The sequence below is a fragment of the Tardibacter chloracetimidivorans genome (assembly GCF_001890385.1).
GTDB lineage: Bacteria > Pseudomonadota > Alphaproteobacteria > Sphingomonadales > Sphingomonadaceae > Tardibacter > Tardibacter chloracetimidivorans.
On record NZ_CP018221.1, the window covers coordinates 2278998 to 2305794 of the forward strand.

A 26797-nucleotide genomic window follows, 5' to 3' on the forward strand; every position below is an offset into this window, starting at 1 on the left:
TCTCGTCAGGACGCCACCTTCGACTTCGCATGCTGGACGGATTTCTGGACCCCCGCCTCGATGATGTCGAGAAACTCCCTGGAGGACTGGCTGACGATATGCGTATCGAAATGCGCGCTGAGCGAGGAGGTATAGCCCTGGATGTCAGCGACGCGATTGAGCGAGCGCTTGATCATCTTGGTGCCATAGGGCGGCGCCTCGGCGATGCGGTTCGCGAGCTGGAGCGTGAACGCCTCGAGCTCCGCGCGGGGCACGACATGGTTCACCATTCCCCACTCCTTGCCTTCCTGCGCGCTGATCCGCCCGCCGGTGAAGAGCAGTTCCTTGGCTTTGCGCAGCCCGAGCACCCAGGGATGAACGAGAGCTTCGACCGAGGCCGCGCCCATCGAGTGGAGGACGGGATCGGAGAAATGCGCATCGTCCGCCGCGACCAGCAGATCGCAGCTGTTGGCCACCATGAACCCGGCCGCGATACACGCGCCCTGCACCTGGGCGATGGTCGGCTTTGGAAAATCGCGGATGCGCATGGCATTGCCGTAGAAATGCTCCTGCTCCCACACCCAATGCTCCTCGGGGGTGAACTTGCCTCGCAGCGCATAACCATCGACGAGATCATGGCCGGCGGAGAAATGCTTGCCGTTCGCGCCCAGGATAAGAACGCGAACATTGTCGTCATTCTTCGCGACCATCAGGGCATCGTCCATCTCGGCGAGCAACTGCGTGGATTGCGCGTTACCTTTGTCAGGACGATTATGGTAAAGCCGGGCCACCTGACCGACTACTTCATAGCTGATCATCTCGTAGGTCATCTTGTCACTTTCCGAACGATTGCCCCCAACGGCGATTCCAGGAACTGACAGTCCGTATACCCATTGGGCACATTCAACGCAAGCGCCGGGGGCCTATGGGATTGCCCGCGGACGGGACCCGAAGCATCGCCCCGAAAAACCGTCCATCCACCATCTTATTAAGGCGAACCGGGGCGATCGGCATGGCAGCGACGCGGATTTTACGGTCCCGGCCGCGATCCGGATTGAAAGATAACGCTATTACAGTTATTGCGTCATCACACATTCTCTTCTGGAGGGCGGCCCGGTGCCTGAAGCCTATATCCTATCGGCGGTCCGCACGGCGACCGGCAAACGCAACGGCCGCCTTTCCGGCCTCCACCCAGCCCTGCTTGCGGGCAGGATGCTCGATGCGCTGGTCGCGCGATCCGGCGCGGACCCGGCGGCGATCGGCGACGTCATCCTGGGATGCGTCGGCCAGGTCGGCGAACAGGCCAGCAACATCGGCCGCAATGCGGTGCTTTCCTCGTCGCTGCCGGAAAGCGTGCCGGGGACGACGGTCGAGCGGCAATGCGGCTCCAGCCAGCAGGCGCTGCATTTCGCCGCGCAGGCCGTGATGTCCGGCGCGCAGGACGTTGTGATCGCGGGTGGCGTCGAAAGCATGTCGCGCATCCCGATGATGTCGACCACGACGCTCGCGGCCAAGGCGGGAATGGGCGGCCCGTCGAACCCGGCCCGGGAAGCGCGCTATCCCGGCATCCAGTTCAGCCAGTTCAGCGGCGCCGAGGCGATCGCCCGGAAGTTCGGGCTGGACAAGGACATGCTCGATGCCTTCGCTTTGGAAAGCCACCTTCGCGCCGCATCAGCGACGGCGCGAGACGCGTTCCGCGAGGAGATTTTTCCCGTCACCCTCGATGACGGCACGATCCATGACGAGGATGAAGGCATCCGCAAGGACGCCACGCTCGACGGCATCGCCGGGGTGAAGCTGATCCTGCCGGACGGCCGCCTCACCGCGGCGACATCCAGCCAGATCAGCGATGGGGCGAGCGGCGTCCTCGTCGTGAACGAGGCGGGGCTGAAGCGGCTCGGCGGCAAGCCGCTCGCGCGCATGCACCACATGACTGTCGTCGGCGGCGATCCGGTCGTCATGCTGGAAAGTCCGATCGCCGGTACGCAGCGCGCGTTGGCGCGAACTGGGATGAGGATTGAGGATATCGATCTCTACGAGGTGAACGAAGCCTTCTCGGCGATCCCGCTGGCATGGCTCCAGGCGATCGGCGCCGATCCGGCGCGGACCAACATTCACGGCGGCGCCATCGCCCTCGGCCATCCGCTGGGCGCCAGCGGCACCAGGATCTTCGCGACGCTCGTCCACGCGCTCCGGTCGACGGGCAAGCGCTATGGCCTGCAGACCATGTGCGAGGGCGGCGGCATGGCGAACGTGACGATCGTGGAGAGGCTCTGACATGGCGCAATCCAACGATCCCGTGTTCCGGACCGAAGGCCCCTTCCCCCATCTGTTCAGCCCGTTGACCCTGCGCGGCCTGACCTTGCCGAACCGGGTGGTGATGGCGCCGATGTCGAGCCAGCTCGGCAACCGCGACGGGACGGTCACCGATCGGCAGATCGCCTTTTATCGGGAGCGCGCCGCCGGCGGAGTCGGCATGATCGTGGTCGAATTCTGCTGCGTCGACCGCGCGACGGGCCTTTCCGAGCACCGCCAGCTTTCGATCGAGACCCCGGCCCATATCGAGAGCCATCGGCACTTGACGGACGCCATCAGGAACGAGGGCACGGTCGCCTGCCTCCAACTGCAGCATGGCGGCCAGGCCGCCAAGCTCGACACCATCTTCGATGGCGTGGCGCGCGCGCCGAGCGATGTCTCGCGGCGCAGCGATCCGTCGCGCCTGATCGCGCGCGCCTTTACCGACGACGAGCTCGAGCGGCTGGTCGACGCGTTCGGCGCGGCCGCGATCGCCGGCATGGACGCGGGGTATCAGGCTATCGAATTCCACGGGGCACATGGCTATGTGCTCAGCGCCTTCCTTTCGCCGCTCACCAACCGCCGTGATGATCGGTGGGGTGGTGACGAGGATCGCAGGCTCGAATTGCCGCGCCGCGTGATCGAACGCGTGCGGGAAGCGATCGGCGAGCGCCCGCTCCTCTACCGCATCTCGGCGGACGAATTTTCGCGCGGCGGCCTTACGATCGAGGACATGGAACGCATCACACCAAAGCTGGTGGCGGCGGGCCTCGACGGGATCCACGTCTCCACCGGGCTCGGCTGGACAGGGATGCACAACGTCATCGAGCCGATGTCGCAGCCCGAAGGTTGGCGCCTCCCCTATTCGCGGCGCATCCGGGAAGCGACCGGCGTGCCGGTGATCACCGTTGGCCAGATCCGGTCGCCCGTCACCGCCGAGCGCGCGTTGAGCGAAGGCGACGCGGATCTGATCGCGCTCGGCCGGCCGCTCCTCGCCGATCCGCACTGGGCGGCGAAAGCGAAGGCCGGCCGCGCGGTCGACATCCGGCCATGCACATCCTGCAACTATTGCGTCAGCGTCAGCCTGACCCCCGACGGCACGATCTGCTGCGCCGAAAATCCGCGCACGTCCCGGGAGCTTGATCCGCTTCCAAGGGCAGAGGGCCACCACAAGGCGGTGGTCGTCGGGGCGGGCCCCGGCGGGCTTGCCGCCGCCCTGCTGCTCGACCAGGCGGGCTATGACACGCGGCTGATCGAGGAGCGTTCCGCTGTCGGCGGCGGGCTGATCGCGTCCGCGGCGCCGCCGCACAAGGAAATGCTCAACTGGCACCGCGACTATCTGTCGAGGCGGATCGCCGGCAGCGGCGTGACGCTCGACCTCGGCAAGGCAGAAACCGCCGATATGATCGCGGCGGGGCAACCCAGGCTCGTCGTGCTCGCCACGGGCAGCCGGGCACGGCCGATGCCGTTCGAGGGCCACGACGACGCCCTTGTCCATGATGCCTATGCGTTGCTGATGGGCGACGATCGCTGGATCGATTCGCTCGGCGAAGGCCCCGTGCTGGTCTATGGTGGCGGCGAGACGGGCTGCGAGACCGCGGAGATGATCGCCGCACGCGGACGATCGGTATTGCTCGTCACCCGCTCGCCTCTCAAGTCGCTGGCCCGTTCGGCGGAGTTCATCTACCGCACCGTCCTTCTGAAACGGCTCACCGCCAACCCGTTGATCGAAATCCTGACGGATACGGAGCTGGTCGCCGTCCACGACGGCGAAGCCCGGCTCTGTTCGGCTGGCGAAGGCGCGGCCCGGCGCCTGGTCTCGGCCGTGCTGATCGCGCAGGGACGAGAACCGAACGATGCGCTGCTGGACGCGCTGACCGGTCTCGGCATCGAGGCGGTCCCGATCGGCGACGCGGTCAAGGGCGGCAGGATCGGGGACGCCATTCACGGGGCCTACGCCGCCGTTCGCAGCGTGACCATGCTCGATGCCGAACCGGAAGAGCTCGCTTGCTGATCGCCCGGAGAAACCGGACATGGTGATCGAGCCGACGCAAGAGGCCCGGTCCGGCGTAGCGCCGACGCCGGCCGCCAGGCTAGAACCCGCCGCCAGAGCGTGCCGAACCGGCAATGAATTTCAGGAAAGGAAAATTCGATGACGGCCCTGACCAACAAGACTTTCATCATTATGGGCGCGAGCAGTGGCATCGGCGAGGCCACGGCGCACCGGCTCAGCAGCGAAGGCGCGCAGCTTGTCCTGGCGGCGCGGCGGACGGACCGGCTCGATATCCTCGCCCGCGCGCTTCCCGCGCCGGCGATCGCCTGCGCCTGCGACGTCGTCAATCGCGCTGATGTCGATGCGGTGGCAGCGGCGGCGCTGGAACGTTTCGGCCGCATCGACGGAATCGTCAACTGTGCCGGGATCATGCCGATGTCGCCGTTGGCAAAAGGCCGCGTCGAAGATTGGGACCGGCTGATCGACGTCAATATCCGTGGCGTACTGCATGGGATCAATGCCGTGCTCGGCCACCTGATCGCGCAGGGCCATGGCGATATCGTCAATGTCGGCTCGATCGCGAGTTTCCGCACCTTCCCCTCCGGCGCCGTCTATTCCGCCACCAAATTCGCGGTACGGGCGATCGGCGATGGCTTGCGGGCGGAATCGGGTGATGTGGTGCGCGTGACCACCGTCTATCCCGGCCCGGTGGCGAGCGAGCTGGCGGAAACGGTCGGCAACGATCAGCTGCGCGATCATATCAAGGGCCTTGAAGCGGTCGCGCTGCCCGCCGGCGCCATCGCGGATGCGATCGCCTTTGCGTTGAAGCAGCCGGCCGGAACCTCGATCGACGACATCACGATCAATCCCACCGCCCGTTTCTGAGAACGCGGCCAGGAAACATTCGCACCGGCGCGGCGGGGAAGCCGGGTCGCGTGGCGAAAAATGGCGAAGGAAAGGCGATATGGCCGGCTCCGCTGACGAGGAAGACATTCGCAGGGTCATCACCAGCTACGCCACCGCCATCGACGGGCGGGACTGGGTGAAGCTCGGCCAATGCTTCACGGAGGACGTGACGGCCGACTACGGGCCGATCGGGCTCTGGAACTCGCGCGACGAACTGGTCGGCTACATGGCCTCGGCGCACGATGATTTTGGCCAGACCATGCACAGCCTGAGCAATTTCGACATCAACGTCACCGGCGACGATGCGGTCGCCCGGACCTATTTCAACGCCCTGCTGCCTTTCCGCGACAGGCGGCCTCCGATCCGGGTGTCCGGCTTCTACGATGACCGGTTGAGGCGCGCCGGCGGGGCCTGGCGCATCGCCGCGCGAACGGTCGTGACCGCCTATGTCGAGAACATGCCAACGTGCCCGGCTTGAAGGGCTGCCGAACGAGCGGGCGCATCGTCAGGCGAATTCTCCCGCATGTTCGCACAGGCGCGTCAGGCGATGCCTCATTTTACGCCGTGATTGACATAAGCCGTCTTTGACTCGGTGAAGAATTCCGCCGCCGCCGCGCCGGTTTCGCGCGCGCCGAAGCCGGATGGCGCCCGCCCGCCCAGCGGAACATGATATTCGAGGCCGGCGGTCGGCGTGTTGATCATCACCATCCCGGCGCGCGAGGCACGGCGGAATGCCTCGGCATGCTTCAGGCTGCGCGTCGCGATGCCGGAAGACAGGCCGAGCTCGCACCCGTTCGCGACCGCGATCGCCTCATCGAGATCGGCGACCTCGATGACGGCGGCGATCGGCCCGAACGATTCATGCTGGTTGCAATGCATCTCGCCATGGGTGCCGACGAACAGCGTGGGCGCCATATAATGGCCGCGCGTGCGCGCCTCCACCGCGATCCCGCCCGCGAGCAGCTCGGCACCCTCAGCCCTGGCGGCGGCGACGAAGGCCAGATTGTCGTCGAACTGCGCTTTCGTCGCGACCGGGCCGATCTGCGTGTCCGGATCGAGCGCGTGGCCCACCTTGTAGGCACGCGCCTTTGCCGCCAACCGCTCGACAAAGGCATCGTGGATGCCACGCTGGACGATGAAGCGCTCGGTGCCAGTGCAGCGCTGCCCGGTCTGGATCCAGGCGCCATCCGCCGCAATATCGACCGCAAGATCGAGATCGGCATCATCCAGCACGACCAGCGGATTCTTGCCGCCGAGCTCGAGCTGCGCCTTGGTCATGCTCTGCGCCGCGCGGATCATGACCGATCGGCCCGTATTCGTGCCGCCGGTGAAGCTGACGGCATCGGCCGCGTCCACCATGATGTCGCCGCTCGATCGACCATCGCCGACCACTAGGTTGAACACACCGCCGGGCAGGCCGACCTCCTCCAGGATGCGGGCGAGCATGATTGCCGGGCCGGGAACCGCGCTCGAAGGTTTCAACACCACCGTGTTGCCATAAGCGAGCGCGGCCGCGACCTTCCACGAAGGCAAGGCGAGCGGGAAATTCCACGGCGTGATCGCCGCGACCACGCCGACCGGCTCGTAACTCACGATGATATTGTGGCCATCGCGAATGGAGCCATGCCACTGGCCGGGATGGCGCAGCACCTCGCCCGAATAATATTGGAAGCATTGCGCCGCGCGGATCGTTTCGCCGATACCCTCGGCAAGCGTTTTGCCTTCCTCCCGCGACAGCAGCCTTCCGATTTCCTCGCGGCTCGCCATCAGGCGATCGCCCACCGCGCGCAACAGATCGGTGCGAAGCTGAGCGTTGAACGCCCGCCAACCGGGAAGCGCCCGGTGCGCCGCCGCCATCGCCTCGGCAACCTCTTCCGGCGCGGCCTTGTGATAGATGCCGACAGCTTCGTCGAGATCGGAAGGATTGCGCGTTTCGAACGTGGATGCGCCGTGGCGCCAGCGCCCGTCGATATAATTCTCGCCCTGCATCATCTCGCTCTTGCCATCGTTGTGGGTGTCGCCGGAGCCAGGCCGACGCGATCGCCGGGAGCCGTCAGGCCGCGGTCGATCATCGATCCTTGAATTCCGGCGCACGCCTGCCGAGGAAGGCCGCGATCGCCTCGTGATGATCCTCCGCATGGTGCGACAGCGCCTGAAACGCGCCCGCCATCTCGAGCGCCGATCCCAGCTTCATATCCTGTCCCTCCCGCATGAGGCGCTTCGCGAGGCGGGTCGCGTGGCCCGGATTGGCAGCGATCCGCCGCGCGATCTCCAGAGCGCGGTCGAGCAAGGCATCCTGCGGCACGACTTCGGCAACCAGGCCATATTCGAGCGCCTGCGCCGCGGTGATCGTATCCCCGGTCAGCGTCATCAGGCTGGCCCGCGCGGGGCCGATCACGCGAGGAAGCAACCACGCCCCGCCGCCGCCCGGAATTATGCCGAGCTTCACGTAACTCTCCGCCATCACCGCGGTTTCGCTGGCGATGCGGACGTCGCACATGCAAGCGATGTCGAGCCCGAGGCCGATCGCCGGCCCGTTGATCGCGGCCACGATCGGCACCTCCAGATCCTGGAACGCCGGACCGATCATCTGCACGCTGTTCCGGTAATTGCTTCTCACCGCGAAGGGAGAACCGCCGAACATGCCGGTGCGCTGCTGCATGTTCTTGATGTTACCGCCCGCACAGAAGGCGTCGCCCGCACCGGTCAGGACGATCGCGCGGACCGAGGTATCGCGCGTCATTGTCCGGCAGAACTCGACGATCTCCTCGCTCTGCGCATCTTCCGAGATCACGTTCTTCTGCTCGGGCCGGTTGAAGCGCGCGACGACGACGGACGCCTGGCGCTCCACCATCAGGAAAGGCTGCATAAATGGGGTCCTTCTTAGAGCCGACTATATATCACTTCTGAGTCGGCCAGCGATAGCTAATGGGGGGCTCGGACGCACGCAATCGCTAAGTCACCCGGTGAAAGCTCCGGAAGGTCAGCCTGACTCCCCTGTCCGACCCACGCGGGTCTACTTGACACCAATAAACCAACACATCATTGTTTTTCCGGAAATGCTATGACGGGGTTGTGCCGGTAGTCGCTGCGATCGATCTCTAGTCTCATGCCTGATCGGCGTTCCGACCATCCGGGCGAACGATCGCCGACTTTGTGATCCAGCTGAAAGGATGATCCCGTGACGGGGCCTGTTCCCGCGTCCGCACTTTACGCGGTCGATCGACGATCACTCCACGAACAACTCAAAGGAATGCCGTATCATGACCCAATCCGTCCGTTCGGGAACCTCACTCGCCGGGAGCCTGCGTGAAATAGAAAATATCTGCGCCGGCGAAGATCCGTTCGAATATTCGCCGGCGCAGCTGCGGCCGCTCCAGCTCGACGCGGCACGCCAGATGTTCGACGAGATGCGTCCCCACATCCCGATCTTGGACCGCCGCGCACGCGAGACCGGCACCGACAGTATCGACGACGAGTCCGACCTGATCCGGCTCCTGCTCTCGCACACGACGTATAAAAGCTACCCGCAGTCCTTCGTCGCGAACCGCCAGTGGGATCGCCTTTCCAAATGGCTCGGGCTGGTTTCCACCGAAAGCTTCGAGCATGTCGATGCTGCCGGCGCCACCGATATCGACGACTGGCTGCAGGCCATGTGGGCGTCCGGGTATAAAATCACCACGTCGAGCGGAACCGGGGGCAAGGTCTCGCTGCTGCCGAAATCCGAACGGGACATGCAGCGGTACGACGAATATATCCGTCGTTTCCGCGGCTGGCCGAATCCCGCCAAGGCCAATCGCGATCGACACTTCTTCATATTCGGGCCGATCGAGGGTGCGTATACGGGCGTCATCTCCGCAGCCTTCGCGCGCGACCATTTCGCGCGGCCGGATTCGGTCCATGTTCTGATCGACGAGCCGCTCAAGATCGCCAAGGTCAGCCAGTCCGCCGCGTTTCGCGAGAAGCTGAAGGCCGGCACGGCGACCCCGGACGAGATCGCGACGATGGAGGCCGAGGGCGCGGTGCAGGCCGCGAAATCAGCGGCGCGCATAGACGAGATGGTCGCCGATATCTTCAGGCTGCGCCAAGAGCCGCAGTACATCATGGGCATGTCCGCCCAGATTTATGACCTCGTCCTCCGCGCCCGCGCGCAGAATATAGGGGACGGCGAATTTCATCCCGAGACGATCGTGAGCCACGGAGGCGGCACAAAGCATTTCAAGCTGCCGGCCGATTATGGTGAGCAGATCGTCAAATTCTTCGGCGATGTGATCTGGTCGACGGGCTACGGCATGACCGAGATGACATGGCTTTCAAACCAGTGTCCGGCCGGCAACCACCATCTGCCGCCAAGCATCCTGCCGCTCATCCTCGACGAGAGCGGTGAGAACATGATCGAACCGCATGACGGCATCGTCACGGGCCGTTTCGCATTCGTCGACCTGCTCACCGATATCCGCTGGGGCGGCATGATCTCCGGAGACAAGGTGACGGCGGACCTCGCCGGAAACTGCCCCTGCGGCCACGGTGGCGTGGTCCTGCACAGCATCGGGCGCTTCGAATCGGACACTGACGACAAGATCCAATGCTCGGGGACCATAGACGCCTATATCCGCGGAGCCGTGGTCGAATGATGCCGGCCTGCCGTCAGGCGAGAAGACCTTGACAATAACAAACAGATTGTTAGTTCCTATCGCCATGAGAGCGTGAGGCGCACGCTCGACAGCGGAGAAGCGAATGTGAGCGAGCCTGGCGGGCCGGACACCATCTTCCAGCAATATCTCCGCGAGGGCCGGTTCATGGTTCAACGGGCGCGGGGATCGGGCCAATATTTCTTCTACCCTCGCGTGGTGGAGCCGGGGACAGGAAGCCGCGACATCGAGTGGGCCGAGGTATCGGGCATGGGCGAGGTTTATTCGTCGACCACGGTATTCCCGCGCCCTCCCGCAGCGCCGTACAACGTTGCCCTGGTCGAGCTGGACGAAGGCCCTCGCCTGATGAGCCGCGTCGAGGGGATCGATCCGAAGGACGTTCGGATCGGTGCCAAGGTGAAGGCCCGCATCGTCCAGGGTGAAGAGCAGGCCTTCGTGGTGTTCGATCCCGCCTGATGGCCCGGCGGCGGGGGAGATATTTCTCCCGCTTCCCGGATAGCCTGCAAACAGAGGCTTTATGACTGACGACGACGATATCGGGGAGATGCTGCGCGACAGCGCGGCCTCCTTCATCCAAGCGCGCTTCGATCCCCACAGCCTTCGCGGCGAAATCGATGGCGTGAGAGCGATTGATCGCGCCTTGTGGTCCGAAATGGCGAAGCTTGGCTGGCTGGCGGTGCTGTTGCCGGAGGCGATGGGCGGGCTCGGCGCTTCGCTCAGGGCCGCGAACATACTGGCCGAGATCTTCGGTCGCGCGGCCTTCCAGCAACCCTTCGTCGCGGCGGCGGTCATCCCCTCGACCCTGTTGGCCCAATGCCAGGGCGCGGCGGCGAGCAAGATCGCGACCGAGCTTCTTTCCGGCGAGACGGTCGTGACCCTGGCCTGGCAGTCCGCCGCTGACGATTTCGACCCGCGCTTCGACGGCGCGGAACTGGGCAGCGGTGGCCTTTCCGGGGCGAAGCGCTTCGTTCCCGCCGTGGAGGAGGAGGGTCGCCTGATCGTCAGCGCGACGCGCAACGGCGAGCCCGTGCTCGTCGCCGTCGACGCCGCAGCCCCAGCGGTGCGGATATCTCGTCATCGTTCCACTTTAATCGGGCTCGCCGATGTAGAATTCCACGGCGTGACGGAGTTCGTCGTGCTGGCCGAGGGCAAAGCCGCGCGCACGGCGCTGTCGCGCGCGATCGAGGCCGGCCGGGTGGCGCTGGCCGCACAGGCTTCCGGCCTGCTGGCGGGGGCGCTGGACAGGACGATCGCGCATGTTTCGCAGCGGGTGCAGTTCGACAAGCCGATCGGATCGTTCCAATCGGTGCAGCATCGCTGTGTGGATCAACATATCGCCTTGCAGATAGCGTCCGCATCGGTCGCGAATGCCGCCAGCTGCTATGATTCCGACCCGGAGCTGGCCGAAACGCTCGCCGCGATCAGCTCGGCCAAGGCGCGGGCATGCGATGCGGCGCTCGCGGCGGGCACGCTGGGCGTGCAGCTTCACGGCGCGATGGGCTTCACCGAAGAGGCCGAGATCGGCCATTATCTGCGCGCAGCGATGGCTTCTGCCGCCTGGCTGGGATCATCGCCCGCCCACCGACGCCGCTTCATCTCTCATCGCGCCCCGCGGGAATCCGTCCATGGCTGATCCGATCGACTATAACAGCTATAGCGACGAAGACTTTCGCGCCACTTTCCGCGCGTGGCTCGAAGCCAATTATCCCGAGCGTTTTCGCCAGACGGCGCGGCGCCCCTTCTATCGTCTGCGCGGCGCCGACATCCGGGAATGGCTCGCGCTCCTCTGCCGCGACGGCTGGCGGGTGCCGGGCTGGCCGCGCGAACATGGCGGGATGGGCCTCGATTTCCGGAAGCAGCTTATCTACCATACCGAGCTTGAGCGCATCGGCGCCGCCCGCGTGGTCGACATGGCGGAAACCCAGCTCGGCCCGATCATCATCCAGCACGGCACGCCGGAGCAGATCGCGCGCTATATCCCGCCGATGCTGTCGGGCGAGCATTTCTGGTGCCAGGGCTATTCCGAGCCCAACGCCGGCTCCGATCTCGCCAGCCTGCGCACCTCGGCCGAAGTGACCGACAATGGGTTTGTCGTCAACGGCCAGAAGATCTGGACGACGCAGGCGAACGATGCCACGCACATCTTCCTGCTCGCGCGCACCGGCAAGTTCGGTCGGAAGCAGAAGGGGATAAGCTTCCTCCTCGCGCCCATCGATGCGCCCGGCATCACGTTGCGGCCGATCGTCAATCTGGCCGGCGAGGACGAATTCTGCGAGGTGTTCTTCGACAATGTCGAGCTCGGCCGTGACGCGCTGGTGGGCGAGCTCCACGAAGGCTGGGGCGTTGCCAAGGCGCTGCTGGGCTATGAGCGCGTCTGGAACGGCAGCCCGGCACTGGCAGGAAAGGCGCTGGCACTGGCGCGGCTCCTGGTCGAAAAGCTCGACAAGGGGGCCGATCAGCAAGTGATGCATCGATTGGCCGTGCTGGCATCCGATCATGACGACTATTGCCTGCTCTACAACCAATATACCGACCGGCTGGCGAACGGCGAGCGGCCCGGACCCGAATGTTCGATGCTGAAAATATATGCATCGGAGCTTTTGCAGCGGCTGACCGAATTCAACCTTGAGGTTGCCGGCAGCCATGGGCTGATGATCGGCGAGTTCGATCTCGATGGGATCGCGGTGGACCTCCACTGGCAGCTGATGATGTCGCGTCCGCCGACGATCTTCGCCGGTGCGAACGAAGTTCAACGCAATATTCTGGCAAAATCACTGCTGCGAATGCCGCAGTAATCGTCGGACGTATTTTGGGGGCTATCAATGCGTGAACGCGACAGCGCGGCGCTTGCCGCAATCACCGCTCTTCTGAACCGGCTGGCGGTCGCGACGGATCGGGCCGACGCAGGCGAGCTGGCGGAGATCTACTACCCCGATGCGGCGGTCAGGACACCGGCGTGGGATGCGGACGGGCATGCGCAGATCATCGAAAAGATGAGGGGCAACCCCGATGTCGATCTTGGCGTGACCACGGTCCGTCACCATCTGACGACAATCAATATTTCGCTGATCGGTTCGGACATCGCTGATACGCAGACCTATTTCATGGTCGTGACGGATCATGGCGTCGATCACACCGGTGTTTATTATGATCGGCTGCGGAAGAACCGGCGCGATCATTGGCGCGTGGCGGAACGCCGGGTTAAGCTGAATTATCGTAGCGGCAAATCCATCACCAAACTGCTTCTGGCGCAAAATCGCTGACCGGTTGGCGCCTGTCATATGCGCGGCGGCCTGATCTGCCGGCGTCAGGTTGATCCAAGATCGCACGTTGCAGGCAGTTACCCGTTTCGTTCGTGCCGCGCTTGCCGTCTAGAGGGGGGCTATCTCTCGGCGCTGGAGTTCGAGCTGGACACGTATCCGGTCGAGCGTCTCGCGTAACATCGTCTGCTCGGCAGCGGTCAGAGCCCACATTGCCTCACCCTCCACTCCCGCCCCGATTTCGTTGAGCTGCGCGACGATCGCTCGCGCCTTCGGGGTGAGGTGGAGGCGCCACACCCGCCTGTCGTGCGGGTCAGCGCGGCGCTCGACCAGCGACACGTCCGAAAGCCGGTCGACCATCCGACACAGGCTGATCCGCTCGACCTCGAGCAGATCGGCAAGCTCGGACTGGGTTATCCCCTCACGGCGCGCGATGTTGAGCAAGGCCCGCCATTGTGGCCGGGTGACGCCCAGCGCACGCACACGCTGATCGAAGATCTGGCGGAATTGCCGCGCAACATCATGGATGAGGAACGCGAAGCTCGCCGCAGCAGCCTCGTGCTGGGCGAAATCCCCTTCGTCGGTCGGTACCTCGGCTGTGGAAGGCGTTGCCCCCCCGAGCGCAGGTTCAACGCCGGAGCCCAGCGCGCCTGTCCGCTGCCCGCGCCCCTGAACAGAGCGCGCGCGCGGCCTGGCAACCCCGCCTGTCACTCCACTCCCCCCTGTCGCGGAAGCGCCGCGGCCAGCACGGAAACGTCTGCAAGCGCTCGCAAGACATCGTTGAGGTGAGTGCAGCCGAGGACGGAATGGAGCGTCGCCGCGACCAGCTGACGGAAATCGGTCACTGGCTTCCCGATCATCTGCCGCGCTTCAGCCGCGGCGGCGGGGCATTCGGGGAAAGGCAGGACGTGCGGAACCGCATCCAGCGCCAGGAGCACCCCCGATCGCTGATCGATATCGGCCTGTATCCGATATTCGTGGACGGCGGCGCGGCCGCCCGATGGCTGTCTTCCGCTGTCCTGAAAGCCGGCGTGGACCTTGACGACCCCCTCTTCCAGCCGAATGTCGATCCGCCGTGCCCGCCGCATGTGAGGCCCCGATGTGATCGGCAGTTCGTGCCAGCCGGCCAGATCGTTCGGATTGCCGACCTCGGTCACCGAAACGCAATGGTCGCTGACCGAGGTGGCGTTTCGGGGGAGAAGCGCGCTCGATCCTTCGGCGAAACCGATGCAGACATTCCGCTGCGCAGGGCGCGCCTCGCCGACGGTGCGGGCGCTATCCTTCCGCCCGGACATCGAAAGCTGTTCGGCCCATAGCAACTTCGCCCAGGGCGCCACCAGACTGGCGCCGGCGAAATCATCGAGCAGCTGGTAGAGCGGCGTCGCTTCGATATCGCCCATGCATTCGCGCAACGCCGCACGGCTCGCCTTGCCCCCGCGAACGCCGCGAAGACGGTCCGCGTGGCGATGGGGAGGCGACAGATCCACCGCCAGCATCTCGCGCTGGTCGGAAACCGAGATACGGAATTCGCCGGTCGCCAGGACGGCTGGTTCGGATCGATCTTCGGGCGTGTAGATGTCGCGGGCGCGACCGATCATGACGCCCGGTGAATCGGGACCGTCAGGCCAGAATGTGTCGATCGACGTGGTTCGCCTTATGGAATTGGGGCGCCTCTCCGGCGAGTGACCGGCTGGTCGCCGGACCAATCCCGGATCAAGCCGGACCGTCACGCCGCCTCACCTGCTTAGCTCGGCGCTGTCATTTCGGCGGCATGCGGATCGCGCCGTCGAGGCGGATGTTCTGCCCGTTGAAGTAGCTGTTGCGGACGAGTTCCAGCACTAGGCTCCCAAACTCTTCGGGCTTGCCAAGACGCTTGGGGAACGGGACGGACGCCGCCAGCACATCGAGCACCTTCGGCGGCACATTGAGCATCGGCGGCGTCGCGAAGATGCCGGGCATCACCGAATTGACGCGTATGCCGAAATCCATCAGATCGCGCGCCATCGGCAGAACCAGCCCGTTCACGCCCGCCTTCAGCGAACCATAGGCGACCTGCCCGACCTGCGCATCCTGCGCGGCCGCGCTTGCGGTGAGGGTGATCACGCCTCGCTCGCTATCTTCCAACGGGTCGAGCGCGGCCATGCCCAGTGCCGCGATCGATGCGATTCGATAGCTCGCGACGAGAATTCCGCGCGACGAGAATTCATAATCCTCGGTCGAAAACCGGCTCAGTTCGCCCGTTTGCCTGTCGATCCGAACCGTCTTGCCCGCCTTGGACGCCTGTGCGCAGTGGACAAGTACGCGCTCCTGGCCCTGCCTGGCACGCGCGGAGTCGAACCCGGCGAGCACGCTCTCTTCGCTCAGTATGTCGACCTTGTGGAAACTTCCGCCGATCTCGGAGGCGAGCGCTTCCCCCGCCTCCGCATTGAGATCGAATATCGCGACGCTGATGCCCGCTGCCGCGAGCGCCCTTGCGCTGGCCTGGCCGAGCCCGGAAGCGCCGCCGGTGACAATCGCTGAAATCGACCCGTCGATCCGCATCTTTTCAAGTCTCCATTAACCAGTCACTTCGTGGGATGGCATCATCGCCGCCACTGATGCGGAATTCAAAATCTCAAGCTGAGTTTTGGTTGAGCGGTGGCAGGTTGTAGAAGTTTTTCTGCCATTTCCGCATGGCGGTATAGGGTTTGATGTCCTGTTTTGCGTAGGTTGGCCTTGGGACATAGGCCTGGGTGCGCCAGATGAGCATGTCCTCTTCGAGCGTGTACAGGAACTGGGACTTGATGCGCTGGCGCAGGTCCGGCGGCATGATGCTGCCGGTGTCGCCGGGCTCGCGCGGGTACCAGATGGTGTAGTGATAATCGGTGGTGTCGTCGTCGACGGGCGTTCCGGCGAAGACGAGGCGATAATGGTAGCTGCCTTCGAAGGCGCTGAAGGACAGGCCGACGCCCGCGGTGATGTTGTGGAGCGTGAGCGCGACGTTGCCGGTGGCGGGCGAGAGGAACCCGACGCGGGTGTGGAGTTCGGCGTCGCGGATCACCCAGTCCTCGAGCACGGGATCGACGGGGGCGTTATGGGTGTGGCGGAAGTGCACCGAATCGACCCCGTTCTCCATCGTCACCTGGGTGTGGACGGACTCCCTGTCGAAGCGCGCGGTGCTGTTGCCGTAGGGCGGGTAATAATCCTCCTCCCGCCCCGGCAGCGCGGGATAGCTTTCAAACACGTGCGGCAGCGCCCAGCGCGGCGGCGCGCCCGTGGGATCGTGCCACATGAACACGCAGCCATGCTGTTCGCGCACCGGCCACTTGCGCAGCGACATCTTCATCGGGCTGTCCTGATAGGGGATGCGCGCGTTGCGGCCCTCCGTATCCCATTCCCAGCCATGATAGGGGCATGCCACGCAATCGCCCTTGACCTTGCCGCCATAGCCGAGATGGGCGCCGAGATGCGGGCAGTGGCCGTCGAGCACCGACAGCTCGCCCACGAGCGTGCGGAACGCCACCAGATCATGGCCGAAATAGCGCAGCGGATGCGCCGTGCCGGGCGCGAACTCGCCGCTCCACCCGATCTGGAACCAGCCAACGGGCCTGTTGGAAAAGGGTAAGCCAGACAGATCCATAACCCACCGTTCCATACACAAACTGACTGATACTCACCTACAGGAACCCGCCACGCCATGTCAATCAAACAGAGCGGTGAATCGTGGGCGACGAAACTGCCTGAAAGCAGCGGGGACGCGCTTCACTCCCCCCTGAAACTGGGGGTCCGTTTGTCGAAAAACGCGTCGACGGCCGCCTTGTGATCGGCGGAGAGATACAGGGCCGGCTGGTGATCCACCTCGAACCGAAGCGCGTCTTCGAGGGTGGAGACGCCCTTCGCCAACGCCGATCTCGTCAATGCGACGGGGATCGGCGCGCGATCGGCGAACTGGCTCGCCCATTCGAGCGCCGCTGTCAGCGCGGCGCCCCGCGCGACCGTCCGATCCGTCAGGCCGACACGCTCGGCTTCCGCCGCATCCACCATCCGCGCGGTGAGAAGAATCTCGTGCGCGCGATGAACGCCGATCCGGTTGGACAGCGACCAGAGCAATCCCATGTCCGGGATGAGGCCCACCTTCGCGAATGAGGCGACGTAGCGGGCATCGTCCGTGCCCACCAGATAATCCGCGCCGCACGCCAGTGAAAGGCCCAGCCCCGCCGCGATGCCTTCCACGGCGACGGCTACCGGCCTGGGACCGCCGACGAGCAGCCGGACGAGCCGGTGCGCGCGCTCGATCCGCCGCCGCGAACCGAGCAACGGTCGCTCGGTGCGCATGGCGGACAGATCACCGCCCGCGCAGAAGGTGCCGCCCGCGCCCGTGAGCACGACTGCGCGGCAATCGCCATCCGCCGTCGCAGCCTCCAGCGCCTCGATCAGCTCTCCCAACATGCTGCTGCTCAGCGCGTTGCGCGCCGCCTGGTTATCCAGCGTGAGCACACGTACGCGCCCTTCGCTCGCGATCGTAATCTGGCCTGTCATGCGCTCAGCTTCTCGATTTCGGCAGCGCGAGCGCCTGCTCGGCGATCAGGCTGCGCTGGACCTCGCTCGTCCCGCCATAGATGGTCGTGCCGATCGACTGGCGATAGCCGATCTCCACCCCGCCGAGCCCTGAATGGCCCGCCGCGAGGCTTTCCGGCGCGGCGAGATCCATGAGATCGAGTGAATCGCGATTGAAGATCTCGGTCGCGAAGACCTTCGCCATAGGCCCCCAATAGCGATTGTCGATATCCTCGGCCATCATCCATATCGCGCGGTGGCACAGCACCTTCGAAACCTCGCCATGCGTGGTCGCCATCGCCAGCCGGGCGATCGCGTCGCTGTCTTCCAGCAGCGGGCGCCCGTCGCGCTCCGCATCTTTCGCCCAGGCGGCCGCCACGCGCAGCATCAGCGCGTGACCATGGCGATATTGATCGCCGGAGCCATGCTCGGTCTTCAACATGGCGGCCATCACGGATAACGCGCCGTCGACCTCACCGATACGGCAATCGTCCGATATCCGGACGTCAGACAAATAGACGATGTTGGTCCGCTCGTCCTGCAACGTTTCCACCGCCTGGATGTCGACGCCCGGCGCGTCGAGCGGGACGAGGAAGATCGTCAGGCCGGCATGCTTAGCCTTGGCCGGATCGGTGCGCGCCAGCAGGAAGCAATATTTCGCCAGATTCGCCGACGTCGTGAATATCTTCGAGCCGTTGATGATCCAGTTACCGTCGCCGTCGCGGTCGGCCCGTGTCTTCGCGGCGAAGATATCCGATCCGCCGCTCGGCTCGCTGAAGCCGAGGCAGCCGAGCGCGTCGCCATCCGCCATTTCCCGCACCGCGCGCCGATGGGCGTCGGTGGTCGCGAAGCGGTGCACGATATCCCCGACCGAGTTGGTGATCGGGCCGGTCATATGCTCCCAGCCTTGCAGCGAGAACTGCTCGATACCCGCATAATAATCATAGAGGCTCTGGCCGCTGCCGCCTGCTTCCCTGGGCCAATGCGGAAACAGCAGCCCCTCCGCCGCGAGCTTCCGGTGCAGGCCCGCATCATAGCCCGCCACCGAATGATGCGCCTTGGCGCGCAGTTCCGGCGTCAGATTATCCTCGAAGAACCGGCGAACCCGCGCCGCGTGGGTTTCCGCCTCCTCCCCGAACGAGAATTCCAGCGTCACCTCGCCGGCGTCGATGCGCTGCGCCGCCTCGCCCAGCCATAGCCGCCGGCCGGCACGGAGCAGCTCCTGGCGCGGGTCCCCGGCAAGCAGCGACCAGGCCTTGGCGCGCCGGTAATAGAGCTGGATGTCATATTCGAGCGAGACGCCGTAGCCCCCGAACGTGTGCAGCGACTTCGCCGTGGCACGGGCCGCTGCCTGCGTCGCCCACCAATAGGCCATCGAAGTCAGCGCACCGGCATCGTCGCGGCCGCGCGCATGGGCCCAGATCGCCTTTCGCAGCAGCAGCTGCGCTCCCTCGACCTCGGATATGGCGTCCGCGAGCGGATGCGCGATGCCCTGGTAGCTGCCGATCGCACGGCCGAAGGCATGACGCTCGGTCGCATATTCCGCCGCCAGCTCGAGCGCCCTGCGCGCCAGCCCATTGAGCATACTGGCTTGGAGGATCTTCCATTCTTCCAGCACCGCCTCATAAGCGGAGACCGCTTCAGCGCCCTCGGCCAGCACCACATTCTCGCCACCATCGCCGACCCAGGCAAGCGAGCTTCCGAAGGCCAGATTTTCGCCAAAACGCTCGGCGGCGCCCGAGGCGATGACGATCCGGCCATTTTCGAGCAGCAATATCCCGTCCGCGGCCATGCCGCCGTTCGCCATCCTGCGCCGGCTTGGCGTGGGATCGGTGACGAGCGTCACCAGCGCGCCATCATCCACCCGCGCCAGCCACGCCGCCGCGGCCTCACCCGGCAGCAGCGACAAAAGGCGGGTGGCAACGATCGCCTCGGCGAACGGCACCGATCCGAGCGACCTGCCCAGCTCCTCCGAGATCAGCGAGGCCTCAAGCAGCGTTCCGCCGCCGCCCGCCTGCCGCAGCGCAAATGCGCCGAATTCACCGAGCGCGCGATACAGCGCCGGATCGAATCCGCGATCTTCCGCGGCACGAACGCGCGCCGCCGACGATTCCGCCTGGAAAAGCCTGGCCGCCGCATCACGCAGCATCTCATGCTCCTCGGTCAGCGCGAAATTCATCTTCATCGGCATTCTCTCGGCAGGTCGGATCGGGATTTCACAGCGGCATCGCTGATGGTTCGAGCGCGCGCACGCTGTCGCATGCCGGCTGCGCTTGTCAACAAATAACTGAGTATCTATCACCTGTCCTGACATCACGCTTTTCATGCCCCGTCGGCCCGCCGGCCGTCCGCAATCAGGATCAGAAAATGACTGCCGATTACAAAAAACTCCTCGCGCTCAAGATACCCGACACCGTTCAGGAATATGGCGAGAAGGACACAATCCTCTACGCGCTGGGGCTGGGGCTGGGCAGCAACCCGAACGAACCCGCCGAACTCAAATATGTCTACGAGGACGGGTTGAGCGCGCTGCCGATGATGGCCGTTGTGCTCGCGCATCCGGGCTTCTGGATGCGCGATCTCGATACCGGGCTGGACTGGGTCCGGATCGTGCACGGCGAGCAGCAGCTCACGGTGCACAAGCCGCTTCCCGTATCGGGCCGGGTGATCGGGCGCACGCGCGTGCTGGACATCGTGGACAAGGGGCCCGGCAAGGGCGCGCTCCTCTATCAGGAGCGTGCGATCCACGATGCCGACAGCGACGAGCTGCTATGCACCGGCGTGCAGACGACCTTCTGTCGCGGGGACGGCGGAATGGGCGGCAGCGGCGCGATCGTGCCGCCTCCGCCCGCCATCCCCGATCGGGAGCCCGACATGATCGTCGAGCGCGCGACGCTTCCGCAGGCTGCGCTGATCTATCGCCTCGCCGCCGATCGCAATCCGCTCCATGCCGATCCGCAGATCGCCCGGAAGGCCGGGTTCGACCGGCCCATCCTGCACGGGTTGGCGACATATGGCGTTGCGGGCGTGGCGCTCATATCCGCCCTGTGCGGCAATGATCCTGCACGGCTGCGATCGCTGCGCGCGCGTTTCACCTCGCCGGTCTTCCCGGGCGAAACGCTCCAGACCGAGATTTGGCGCGAGGCGGACGGCGCGCGCTATCGGGTCCGCGTGCGTGAGCGCGGTGTCGTGGCGATCGATAACGGGCTGGTCGAATTCGACCCGGATTGACCGGGCGATTACCCGGCCAACATCGCTTTGACGGCCTCGCGGCTGACCTTCATGCTCGGCGTTCGCGGCAGCGCGTCGACAAACCTGACGACCGCCGGGATCTGGAAGGCGGCGAGGTGCCGTCGCGACCATTCCCTGACCGCTGCTTCGTCGATGTCCCCGTCTGATCGGCGCAGTTCCACCAGCGCCGCCGGCACGGCGCCGAGGCGCCCGTCGGGCAGGCCGACAACGGCCGCGTCGCGGATCGAGGGATGGAGGCGGAGGACGGTTTCGACATCGGCCGGCACGATCTTGAACCCGCCTCGCATGATCGCATCGTCCGCCCGCCCGCGAAACCAGAGAAAGCCGTCATCGTCGATATCGACGAGGTCGTTGGTCCTGATCCAGTCCGGCCCCACGCGTTCCGCGCGCACTTCCAGCAGGCCGGACTCGCCCGGCGGCAGTTCGGCGCCGCCGGTCGAATCCACGACCCGGATGGCCACGCCGGTGATCGGCCGGCCGGCGCTGAAGCGCTTTTCAGGGCGGTGGCGGGCGAGATCATCCGCTGTCCAGGTGGTGACGATGCCGCAGAATTCCGAAGCGCCATAGCTGAGCGCGACGGGGATGCCGAACCGCTCCTCGAACGCGTCGTGGATGGCTGGATCAAGCGGGGCCGCTCCGCTGCGGATCATTCTGATGCTGGCGAGATGATCGCGCGGAACATCGTTCGACAGTATCATCGCAATGGCGGCGGGCGGCAGATCCGCGCTTGCCGGCCGGTGGCGGCGGACCAGCTCCACCCACTGTTTCACTTGGAACCGTTCAAGTATCGCCAGCGGACGACGACCGAGCCCATAGGGCACGACGGTATAAAGGCCGCTTATATTGCAGAGCGGGAAAATGGAGATGCCGATCTGATCGGGCGCGGTGAGCTGATCGAGTTGCGCGGCGGCTGACAGGGCAGAAGCGGCAAGCGTCCCCATCGGCATGTCGATCCGCTTTGGCCGACCGGTGGTGCCACTGCTGAGCATCTGCAGCGCGACCCCTTCGCGCGGACTGCGATCTGCCGACGGGCTGACCGCCTCGAAGCCTTCAGCGGGCGAAAGGCTCATCGGCCCGAGGAGCAGAACGGCGGATCCGGCGTCGCGCGCCGCGGCGGCGATCACGGGGCTCCAATCATCGGCATCGATCAGCAGCAGCGGGCACCGCAAAGCGCGCACGTCGTCCGCGATCTTCTCGGCGGACTGGAAACCATAGATCATCGTGCCGCACCGGCGAAGGGCAAGCAGCGCCCACACCGTCGCGACATGCGACGGCCGCGAACGAGCGATCAGGCCGACACGTTCGTCCTGCGCGATGCCGAGCCGGGCGAGCTGCCGCCCGAGCCCCGCCGCGACATCGCCCACCGCATCCCAGCTGTAGCGATCCGTGCCGAATTCCAGCGCCAGATCGGCCCCGCCCCGATGGAGATGGTCCCGGAGCCTGTCGGCGAGATGCTCCTCCAGGCGATCCTCCGCTTGTGCCGCAGCAGTCATCGGTCATTCCTTCTTATGCTGATCGGCGGATCGAGTGCGAAACATGCCTGATGCCGGATAATAGCTGATACTTCGCTAGCATTGCGAATCAGGTGGTGCCCACACCCCGCTCCCAAATACGGCAATCCGGGCCAGCGAGAGCCTTGAGGATGGTGGCGACTGGGAGCGTTTTCCCGAATAACTGTTTGCTGGTCATTTTTTCCGCTGTTCAAATTGTCGGACTTCTGCCATGTCCCAGCGAACAGGACATGGCAACGACCGACGGCCGATATCCTAACCGACCTTATCCAGCCGCCTGTGATGGCCGCATCCAGATTACGGGACCAAAATGCGCGATTACGTCAGCCTAACGATGGGAACCACGCTGGAGGACAACGCCCTGCGGTTCGGCGACAGGCCCGCTTACAGGATGGGCGACGCGGTCCTCACCCATGCCGATCTGCTCGACCGGGCAAAGCGCCTCGCATCCGCGTTGGAAAAGGCTGGCCTGCGTCGCCAGGATCGCATCTCCATCCTGTCGATGAATTCGCTCGCGTTCGGTGAGGTGCTGGCGATGGGCCAGTGGAGCGGGATCATCGTCGCCACGGTCAACTTCCGCCTCGCGCCGCCCGAGATCGAGGGCATCGTGGCGGACAGTTCGCCCCGCGTGCTGTTCTTCGAAGGCCAGTACGCCCCTGTCGTCGCGGCCATGCGCGATCGCCTGACGACGGTCGAACATTATATCGCGCTCGACGGGCAGGTCGAATGGGCGACGAGCTACGAGGAATTCCTGGAGAGCGGCGACCCCCGGGGATCAAGTTTCCAGGCGCGCGAGGAGGATATCTGCGCCCTGGTGTATACCGGCGGCACGACCGGCCAGCCCAAGGGCTGCATCATGGGCCAGCGCGAGATGCGCGCCGGTGCCGGCACCCTCGCGACCGAGGTCAAGGCAGGGCCTGGCGACAGCATATTGCTCGTCATGCCGCTCTTCCACGTCGGCGCGATGAACATGGGCCAGTCCGTCCATTATCGCGGCGGCACCGTGGTGCTGCACAAGCTGTTCGATGCCGACGCGTTTCTGCACTCCGTCGCCAACGACGGGGTCACGATCCTGCATCTGGCCCCCACCCTACTCCAGGCCGTGCTCGACCATCCGGATGCGGAGAGCACCGGTTGGGGCTCGATATCCACGCTCGTCTATTCGGCCGCCGCCATGCCGGTGCCCTTGCTCGAGCGCGGCATGGCGCTTCTGGGGGGCATATTCGTCAATCTCTATGGCTCGACCGAGGTAATGGTGTCGGGCCTCGCGCGCGAACTGCACAAGCCTTATGGCACCGAGCGCGAGAAGAAGTGGCTCGCCTCCGTCGGGCATCCGTTCCCCAACGTGCTCGTCCGCATCGTCGATGACGAGGGGGAGGACTGCGCACCCGGAACGGCGGGCGAGATCGTCGTGAAGGGCGTGTCCATGTCCCGCGGCTATTGGAACAATGACGCGGCGACGATCGAGACCTTCCGGGACGGATGGTGTCATACCGGCGACGTCGGCGTCATCGACGAGGATGGCCTGATCTATCTGGTCGATCGCAAGAAGGACGTCATCATCTCCGGCGGCGAGAACATCTACTCGCGGGAAGTCGAAGACGCTGTACTGCGGCATCCAGCGGTCAGCGAATGCGCGGTGATCGGCGCTCCGGACGAAAAATGGGGAGAAGCCGTCTGCGCCGTGGTGGTGTTGAAGGACAATGGCAAGGCCAGCGCCGACGACATCATCGAGCACACCCGTACGCTCATCGCGGGCTACAAGCGGCCACGCCACGTCCTTTTCGTCGACGGGCTCCCGAAGCTTCCGACCGGCAAGATAAACAAGGTCGCGATTCGCGACCTGCGCGAAAAGCTGATGGCGGAAGCCGGACGCTGACTCGCCGGCCAATTTCAATTTCATTGAGAGGTTTGAATGACGAACCTGATTACGCTTAAAGACGAGACCATCATCGTGACCGGCGCCGGCCAGGGCATCGGCCTCGCGCTCAGCCGCTACGCCATCTCGCTCGGCGCCAACGTCATCGGGGTGGACCTGAACCCGGAAGCGCTCGAAGCCGCCGCTGGCGAACTGGGCGGAAACTTCTTCCCGGAGCAGGGCGGAGTCTCCGATCCCGAGGTCGCCCGGCGGGTTGTCGCCAACGGCGTCGAACGTTTCGGCAAGATCCACGGCCTGATCAACAACGCCGGCATCACGCGCACCGCGATGATCGACAAGATGTCGTTCGATTCCTGGACGCAGGTGATCGACGTACACCTCACCGGCTCCTTCCTGTTCACGCAGGAGCTTTGCCGGCATTTCATCCAGCGATCGAAGGGCGGGGACAAGAGCGGCGGCGCGATCGTCAATATCTCGTCCGATGCCGGCCGCAGGGGCAGCATCGGGCAGATCAACTATTCCACCGCGAAATCCGGCATGTTCGGCATGACGATGAGCACCGCGCGCGAGATGGCGAAGCATAATGTGCGCGCCAATGCGATCTGCTTCGGCACCGTCGAGACCGAGATGACGACGAAGGTCCGCACCGACGAGAAGCTCAGCGACTTCTACCTCGCGCAGACCCCGCTCGGCCGCTGGGCGAGCCCGGAAGAAGTGTCGGTGCCCGTGGTCTTCCTGCTCACGCCCGGCGCATCCTACATCACCGGCCAGATCCTGTCGGTGAACGGGGGCTATACCATCGCGGTGTGATATGCCGCGAAGTGATCCTGACCAGAACGATAGAATGATGGAATCGAACGTGGACGACGCATTTCCTATCTGGAGCAATCCGCCGGAAGACACGATCACCGGCGTATTCGCGCGGGCGACGGCGGCCGATCCGGACAAACAGTTCCTCGATTTTCTGGGGAAGACGTTCAGCTACGCCGAGCTCGACCGCAAGGCGCGGCAGGCGGCGAACGGCCTTGTCGCAAATGGCGTCGCCAAGGGGGACACCGTCGTCTGCCTGCTCGACAACAGCGATGAGTTCGTAGCCCTGTGGCTAGGGATGATGCGCATCGGCGCGATCTGCGTACCGGTGAACACCGGCTACAAGGGCGAGTATCTTCGGCATCAGATCGCTGATTCCGGGGCCGCGCTGGTGGTCGCCGAACATGATTATGCGGAACGCATCGCATCGCTGTGCGACAACCTGCCGGAGCTCGCCACGATCGCACATCGCGGGCCGGCCCCCGCCGATGCGAAGGGCAAGCGCCTGCTGCCGTTCGAAGCCTTGTTCTCCGAAGACGATTCCGAGCCGGGCATTGAAATTCATCCGGAAGATCTGGCCTTCCTGATCTACACCGGGGGCACGACCGGCCCGTCCAAGGGATGCATGATCTCCCACAACTATGCCGTGACGCTGGCCAAGCAACTCGTCATCGGATCGGGTCGCAAGCAGCATTGCGTCAGCTGGTCGGCCTTGCCGATGTTCCATTTCAACATCTACACCAATACGCTGCTGGCATGCGCTCTCGTCGGCGCGAGCGTCGCTATCTATCCGCGCTTTTCGGTGTCGAAATTCTGGCCCGAGCTGGAACGGACCGGCGCCACCGATGTCTCGCTGATCGGCGCCATGTTCCCCATGTTGCTGAACGCGCCGGAGAACGAGGCCGAAAAGCGCTATGCCCACCGCCTCGAAGCGGTGATGGGGGCGCCGTTCACGGGCAAGACGATGGCGGCATGGGCCGAGCGCTTCGGCACCCGAAACCGCTACTGCCCGGGCTATGGCTTCACCGAGGCGACGATGCTGACCCTCGTCTCCGCCGAGGACGCGCACCTGGCGCCGCCTGACAGCTCGGGCCGGCGCAATGCCTGGTTCGACACGCGGATCGTCGATGACCACGGCGTCGAGGTGGCCGATGGCCTGCCCGGCGAGATCATCGCCCGCCCCCGCATGCCCAATATCATGTTCTCGGGATATTGGCGCCGGCCGGAAGACACCCTCAAGATCATGAAGAACATGTGGCTGCACACCGGCGATATCGGTCGGTTCGATGAGCAGGGCTGGTTCTACTTCGTCGACCGGAAGAAGGATTATCTTCGCCGCCGCGGGGAGAATATCTCGAGCTTCGAGGTCGAGAATGTGCTGCGGAGCCATGCGGCGATCGACGATGTGGCGGCGCACGCCGTGCCCTCGCCGCTGGGCGAGGACGATCTCAAGATCACGGCGGTGCTCAAGACGGGAGAAGAGCTCCGCCCGGAAACCTTGTTCGAGTGGTGCGTCGATCGCCTGCCCTATTTCGCCCTGCCGCGATATATCGAATTCCGCGCCGATCTCCCCAAGAGCCCGGTCGGGCGCGTGCTGAAGTATGAGCTTCGCGATCAGGGCGTGACCGCGGGCACCTGGGATTTCGAGAGCTCTGGCATTACGGTCGCGAAGCGCTGATCTGCGCAGGATAGTCCGGGACCTTCGGCTGCGAGGATGGGGCGGC

General features: G+C 64.9%; 23 protein-coding genes. 13 read left to right on the forward strand and 10 right to left on the reverse strand.

Features of this window, described 5'->3' with window-relative positions; genetic code table 11:
- Window positions 1–5: 5 nt before the first annotated feature.
- Window positions 6–809, reverse strand: coding sequence for an enoyl-CoA hydratase (locus tag BSL82_RS11810; RefSeq protein ID WP_072597699.1), 804 nt, complete (start codon window positions 807–809; stop codon window positions 6–8).
- Window positions 810–1095: 286 nt separating this feature from the next.
- Between BSL82_RS11810 and BSL82_RS11815 the strand changes: the two genes are divergently transcribed.
- The 4 genes from BSL82_RS11815 to BSL82_RS11830 all read left to right on the forward strand — a co-directional run bounded on the left by BSL82_RS11815 (window position 1096) and on the right by BSL82_RS11830 (window position 5651).
- A complete protein-coding gene (locus BSL82_RS11815) occupies window positions 1096–2256 on the forward strand; it encodes an acetyl-CoA C-acetyltransferase (RefSeq protein WP_072597700.1) in 1161 nt (386 codons plus the stop codon).
- A gap of 1 nt (window position 2257) precedes the next feature.
- Window positions 2258–4288, forward strand: a complete 2031-nt coding sequence (locus BSL82_RS11820; protein WP_072597701.1) for an oxidoreductase — start codon at window positions 2258–2260, stop codon at window positions 4286–4288.
- A gap of 138 nt (window positions 4289–4426) precedes the next feature.
- The gene (locus tag BSL82_RS11825; RefSeq protein WP_072597702.1) at window positions 4427–5152 is read left to right on the forward strand and encodes an SDR family oxidoreductase; all 726 of its coding nucleotides are present in this window, start codon (window positions 4427–4429) and stop codon (window positions 5150–5152) included.
- Between the two features lie 79 nt (window positions 5153–5231).
- Window positions 5232–5651 carry a nuclear transport factor 2 family protein gene (locus BSL82_RS11830; RefSeq protein ID WP_072597703.1) on the forward strand — a complete coding sequence of 140 codons (420 nt, stop codon included), beginning with the start codon at window positions 5232–5234 and terminating at the stop codon, window positions 5649–5651.
- Between the two features lie 74 nt (window positions 5652–5725).
- Here the strand turns inward: BSL82_RS11830 and BSL82_RS11835 are convergent, their stop codons facing one another.
- Both BSL82_RS11835 and BSL82_RS11840 read right to left on the reverse strand, forming a co-directional pair.
- Window positions 5726–7162: an aldehyde dehydrogenase family protein gene (locus BSL82_RS11835; RefSeq protein ID WP_083579332.1), complete on the reverse strand. Its 1437-nt coding sequence runs from the start codon at window positions 7160–7162 to the stop codon at window positions 5726–5728.
- Between the two features lie 79 nt (window positions 7163–7241).
- Entirely contained in the window at window positions 7242–8042 is an 801-nt protein-coding gene (locus BSL82_RS11840) for a crotonase/enoyl-CoA hydratase family protein (RefSeq protein ID WP_072597705.1), read from the reverse strand.
- A gap of 394 nt (window positions 8043–8436) precedes the next feature.
- On the opposite strand from BSL82_RS11840, the gene BSL82_RS11845 reads away from it, so the two are divergent.
- The 5 genes from BSL82_RS11845 to BSL82_RS11865 all read left to right on the forward strand — a co-directional run bounded on the left by BSL82_RS11845 (window position 8437) and on the right by BSL82_RS11865 (window position 13088).
- Window positions 8437–9807: a hypothetical protein gene (locus tag BSL82_RS11845; protein ID WP_083579190.1), complete on the forward strand. Its 1371-nt coding sequence runs from the start codon at window positions 8437–8439 to the stop codon at window positions 9805–9807.
- A gap of 105 nt (window positions 9808–9912) precedes the next feature.
- Window positions 9913–10281, forward strand: a complete 369-nt coding sequence (locus BSL82_RS11850) for a Zn-ribbon domain-containing OB-fold protein (RefSeq protein ID WP_162274401.1) — start codon at window positions 9913–9915, stop codon at window positions 10279–10281.
- Between the two features lie 61 nt (window positions 10282–10342).
- Window positions 10343–11458 (forward strand): acyl-CoA dehydrogenase family protein, encoded by a 1116-nt coding sequence (locus BSL82_RS11855; RefSeq protein WP_072597706.1) that lies wholly within the window; start codon window positions 10343–10345, stop codon window positions 11456–11458.
- A complete protein-coding gene (locus BSL82_RS11860; RefSeq protein WP_072597707.1) occupies window positions 11451–12620 on the forward strand; it encodes an acyl-CoA dehydrogenase family protein in 1170 nt (389 codons plus the stop codon). Before BSL82_RS11855 ends, BSL82_RS11860 begins: the two co-directional genes overlap by 8 nt.
- Window positions 12621–12647: 27 nt before the next feature.
- On the forward strand, window positions 12648–13088 hold the full coding sequence (locus tag BSL82_RS11865; protein ID WP_072597708.1) for a nuclear transport factor 2 family protein: 441 nt from the start codon (window positions 12648–12650) through the stop codon (window positions 13086–13088).
- 108 nt (window positions 13089–13196) lie between these two features.
- Here BSL82_RS11865 and BSL82_RS11870 read toward each other — a convergent pair whose 3' ends face one another.
- The 6 genes from BSL82_RS11870 to BSL82_RS11895 all read right to left on the reverse strand — a co-directional run bounded on the left by BSL82_RS11870 (window position 13197) and on the right by BSL82_RS11895 (window position 19806).
- Entirely contained in the window at window positions 13197–13796 is a 600-nt protein-coding gene (locus BSL82_RS11870) for a MarR family winged helix-turn-helix transcriptional regulator (RefSeq protein ID WP_335743892.1), read from the reverse strand.
- Window positions 13793–14683 carry a DUF2889 domain-containing protein gene (locus BSL82_RS11875; RefSeq protein ID WP_072597709.1) on the reverse strand — a complete coding sequence of 297 codons (891 nt, stop codon included), beginning with the start codon at window positions 14681–14683 and terminating at the stop codon, window positions 13793–13795. Before BSL82_RS11875 ends, BSL82_RS11870 begins: the two co-directional genes overlap by 4 nt.
- Before the next feature lie 160 nt (window positions 14684–14843).
- Entirely contained in the window at window positions 14844–15626 is a 783-nt protein-coding gene (locus BSL82_RS11880) for an SDR family oxidoreductase (RefSeq protein WP_072597710.1), read from the reverse strand.
- 73 nt (window positions 15627–15699) lie between these two features.
- On the reverse strand, window positions 15700–16704 hold the full coding sequence (locus tag BSL82_RS11885) for an aromatic ring-hydroxylating oxygenase subunit alpha (RefSeq protein WP_072597680.1): 1005 nt from the start codon (window positions 16702–16704) through the stop codon (window positions 15700–15702).
- Between the two features lie 122 nt (window positions 16705–16826).
- The gene (locus BSL82_RS11890) at window positions 16827–17603 is read right to left on the reverse strand and encodes an enoyl-CoA hydratase/isomerase family protein (protein ID WP_072597711.1); all 777 of its coding nucleotides are present in this window, start codon (window positions 17601–17603) and stop codon (window positions 16827–16829) included.
- 4 nt (window positions 17604–17607) lie between these two features.
- Entirely contained in the window at window positions 17608–19806 is a 2199-nt protein-coding gene (locus BSL82_RS11895; protein ID WP_226998451.1) for an acyl-CoA dehydrogenase family protein, read from the reverse strand.
- 182 nt (window positions 19807–19988) lie between these two features.
- Between BSL82_RS11895 and BSL82_RS11900 the strand changes: the two genes are divergently transcribed.
- Window positions 19989–20852, forward strand: a complete 864-nt coding sequence (locus BSL82_RS11900; protein ID WP_072597712.1) for a MaoC/PaaZ C-terminal domain-containing protein — start codon at window positions 19989–19991, stop codon at window positions 20850–20852.
- A gap of 8 nt (window positions 20853–20860) precedes the next feature.
- Here the strand turns inward: BSL82_RS11900 and BSL82_RS11905 are convergent, their stop codons facing one another.
- Window positions 20861–22366, reverse strand: coding sequence for a class I adenylate-forming enzyme family protein (locus BSL82_RS11905; RefSeq protein ID WP_072597713.1), 1506 nt, complete (start codon window positions 22364–22366; stop codon window positions 20861–20863).
- Between the two features lie 328 nt (window positions 22367–22694).
- Here BSL82_RS11905 and BSL82_RS11910 point away from each other — a divergent pair, with 328 nt between their 5' ends.
- From BSL82_RS11910 to BSL82_RS11920, 3 genes are read left to right on the forward strand one after another with little or no spacing between them, the layout of a single operon-like run.
- Window positions 22695–24263 (forward strand): AMP-binding protein, encoded by a 1569-nt coding sequence (locus BSL82_RS11910; protein ID WP_072597714.1) that lies wholly within the window; start codon window positions 22695–22697, stop codon window positions 24261–24263.
- 36 nt (window positions 24264–24299) lie between these two features.
- Window positions 24300–25073, forward strand: coding sequence for an SDR family NAD(P)-dependent oxidoreductase (locus BSL82_RS11915; protein ID WP_072597715.1), 774 nt, complete (start codon window positions 24300–24302; stop codon window positions 25071–25073).
- A gap of 49 nt (window positions 25074–25122) precedes the next feature.
- Window positions 25123–26751 carry an AMP-binding protein gene (locus tag BSL82_RS11920; RefSeq protein WP_226998452.1) on the forward strand — a complete coding sequence of 543 codons (1629 nt, stop codon included), beginning with the start codon at window positions 25123–25125 and terminating at the stop codon, window positions 26749–26751.
- The last annotated feature ends 46 nt before the right edge of the window (window positions 26752–26797 follow it).

What these genes read in the sequence shown, in the direction of transcription:
- BSL82_RS11810 (WP_072597699.1), bottom strand. Translation starts at nt 809, where the DNA reads ATGACCTACGAGATGATCAGCTATGAAGTAGTCGGTCAGGTGGCCCGG.
- BSL82_RS11820 (WP_072597701.1), top strand. Translation starts at nt 2,258, where the DNA reads ATGGCGCAATCCAACGATCCCGTGTTCCGGACCGAAGGCCCCTTCCCC.
- BSL82_RS11825 (WP_072597702.1), top strand. Translation starts at nt 4,427, where the DNA reads ATGACGGCCCTGACCAACAAGACTTTCATCATTATGGGCGCGAGCAGT.
- BSL82_RS11830 (WP_072597703.1), top strand. Translation starts at nt 5,232, where the DNA reads ATGGCCGGCTCCGCTGACGAGGAAGACATTCGCAGGGTCATCACCAGC.
- BSL82_RS11835 (WP_083579332.1), bottom strand. Translation starts at nt 7,162, where the DNA reads ATGCAGGGCGAGAATTATATCGACGGGCGCTGGCGCCACGGCGCATCC.
- BSL82_RS11840 (WP_072597705.1), bottom strand. Translation starts at nt 8,042, where the DNA reads ATGCAGCCTTTCCTGATGGTGGAGCGCCAGGCGTCCGTCGTCGTCGCG.
- BSL82_RS11845 (WP_083579190.1), top strand. Translation starts at nt 8,437, where the DNA reads ATGACCCAATCCGTCCGTTCGGGAACCTCACTCGCCGGGAGCCTGCGT.
- BSL82_RS11855 (WP_072597706.1), top strand. Translation starts at nt 10,343, where the DNA reads ATGACTGACGACGACGATATCGGGGAGATGCTGCGCGACAGCGCGGCC.
- BSL82_RS11860 (WP_072597707.1), top strand. Translation starts at nt 11,451, where the DNA reads ATGGCTGATCCGATCGACTATAACAGCTATAGCGACGAAGACTTTCGC.
- BSL82_RS11865 (WP_072597708.1), top strand. Translation starts at nt 12,648, where the DNA reads ATGCGTGAACGCGACAGCGCGGCGCTTGCCGCAATCACCGCTCTTCTG.
- BSL82_RS11875 (WP_072597709.1), bottom strand. Translation starts at nt 14,683, where the DNA reads ATGATCGGTCGCGCCCGCGACATCTACACGCCCGAAGATCGATCCGAA.
- BSL82_RS11880 (WP_072597710.1), bottom strand. Translation starts at nt 15,626, where the DNA reads ATGCGGATCGACGGGTCGATTTCAGCGATTGTCACCGGCGGCGCTTCC.
- BSL82_RS11885 (WP_072597680.1), bottom strand. Translation starts at nt 16,704, where the DNA reads ATGGATCTGTCTGGCTTACCCTTTTCCAACAGGCCCGTTGGCTGGTTC.
- BSL82_RS11890 (WP_072597711.1), bottom strand. Translation starts at nt 17,603, where the DNA reads ATGACAGGCCAGATTACGATCGCGAGCGAAGGGCGCGTACGTGTGCTC.
- BSL82_RS11895 (WP_226998451.1), bottom strand. Translation starts at nt 19,806, where the DNA reads ATGAAGATGAATTTCGCGCTGACCGAGGAGCATGAGATGCTGCGTGAT.
- BSL82_RS11900 (WP_072597712.1), top strand. Translation starts at nt 19,989, where the DNA reads ATGACTGCCGATTACAAAAAACTCCTCGCGCTCAAGATACCCGACACC.
- BSL82_RS11905 (WP_072597713.1), bottom strand. Translation starts at nt 22,366, where the DNA reads ATGACTGCTGCGGCACAAGCGGAGGATCGCCTGGAGGAGCATCTCGCC.
- BSL82_RS11910 (WP_072597714.1), top strand. Translation starts at nt 22,695, where the DNA reads ATGCGCGATTACGTCAGCCTAACGATGGGAACCACGCTGGAGGACAAC.
- BSL82_RS11915 (WP_072597715.1), top strand. Translation starts at nt 24,300, where the DNA reads ATGACGAACCTGATTACGCTTAAAGACGAGACCATCATCGTGACCGGC.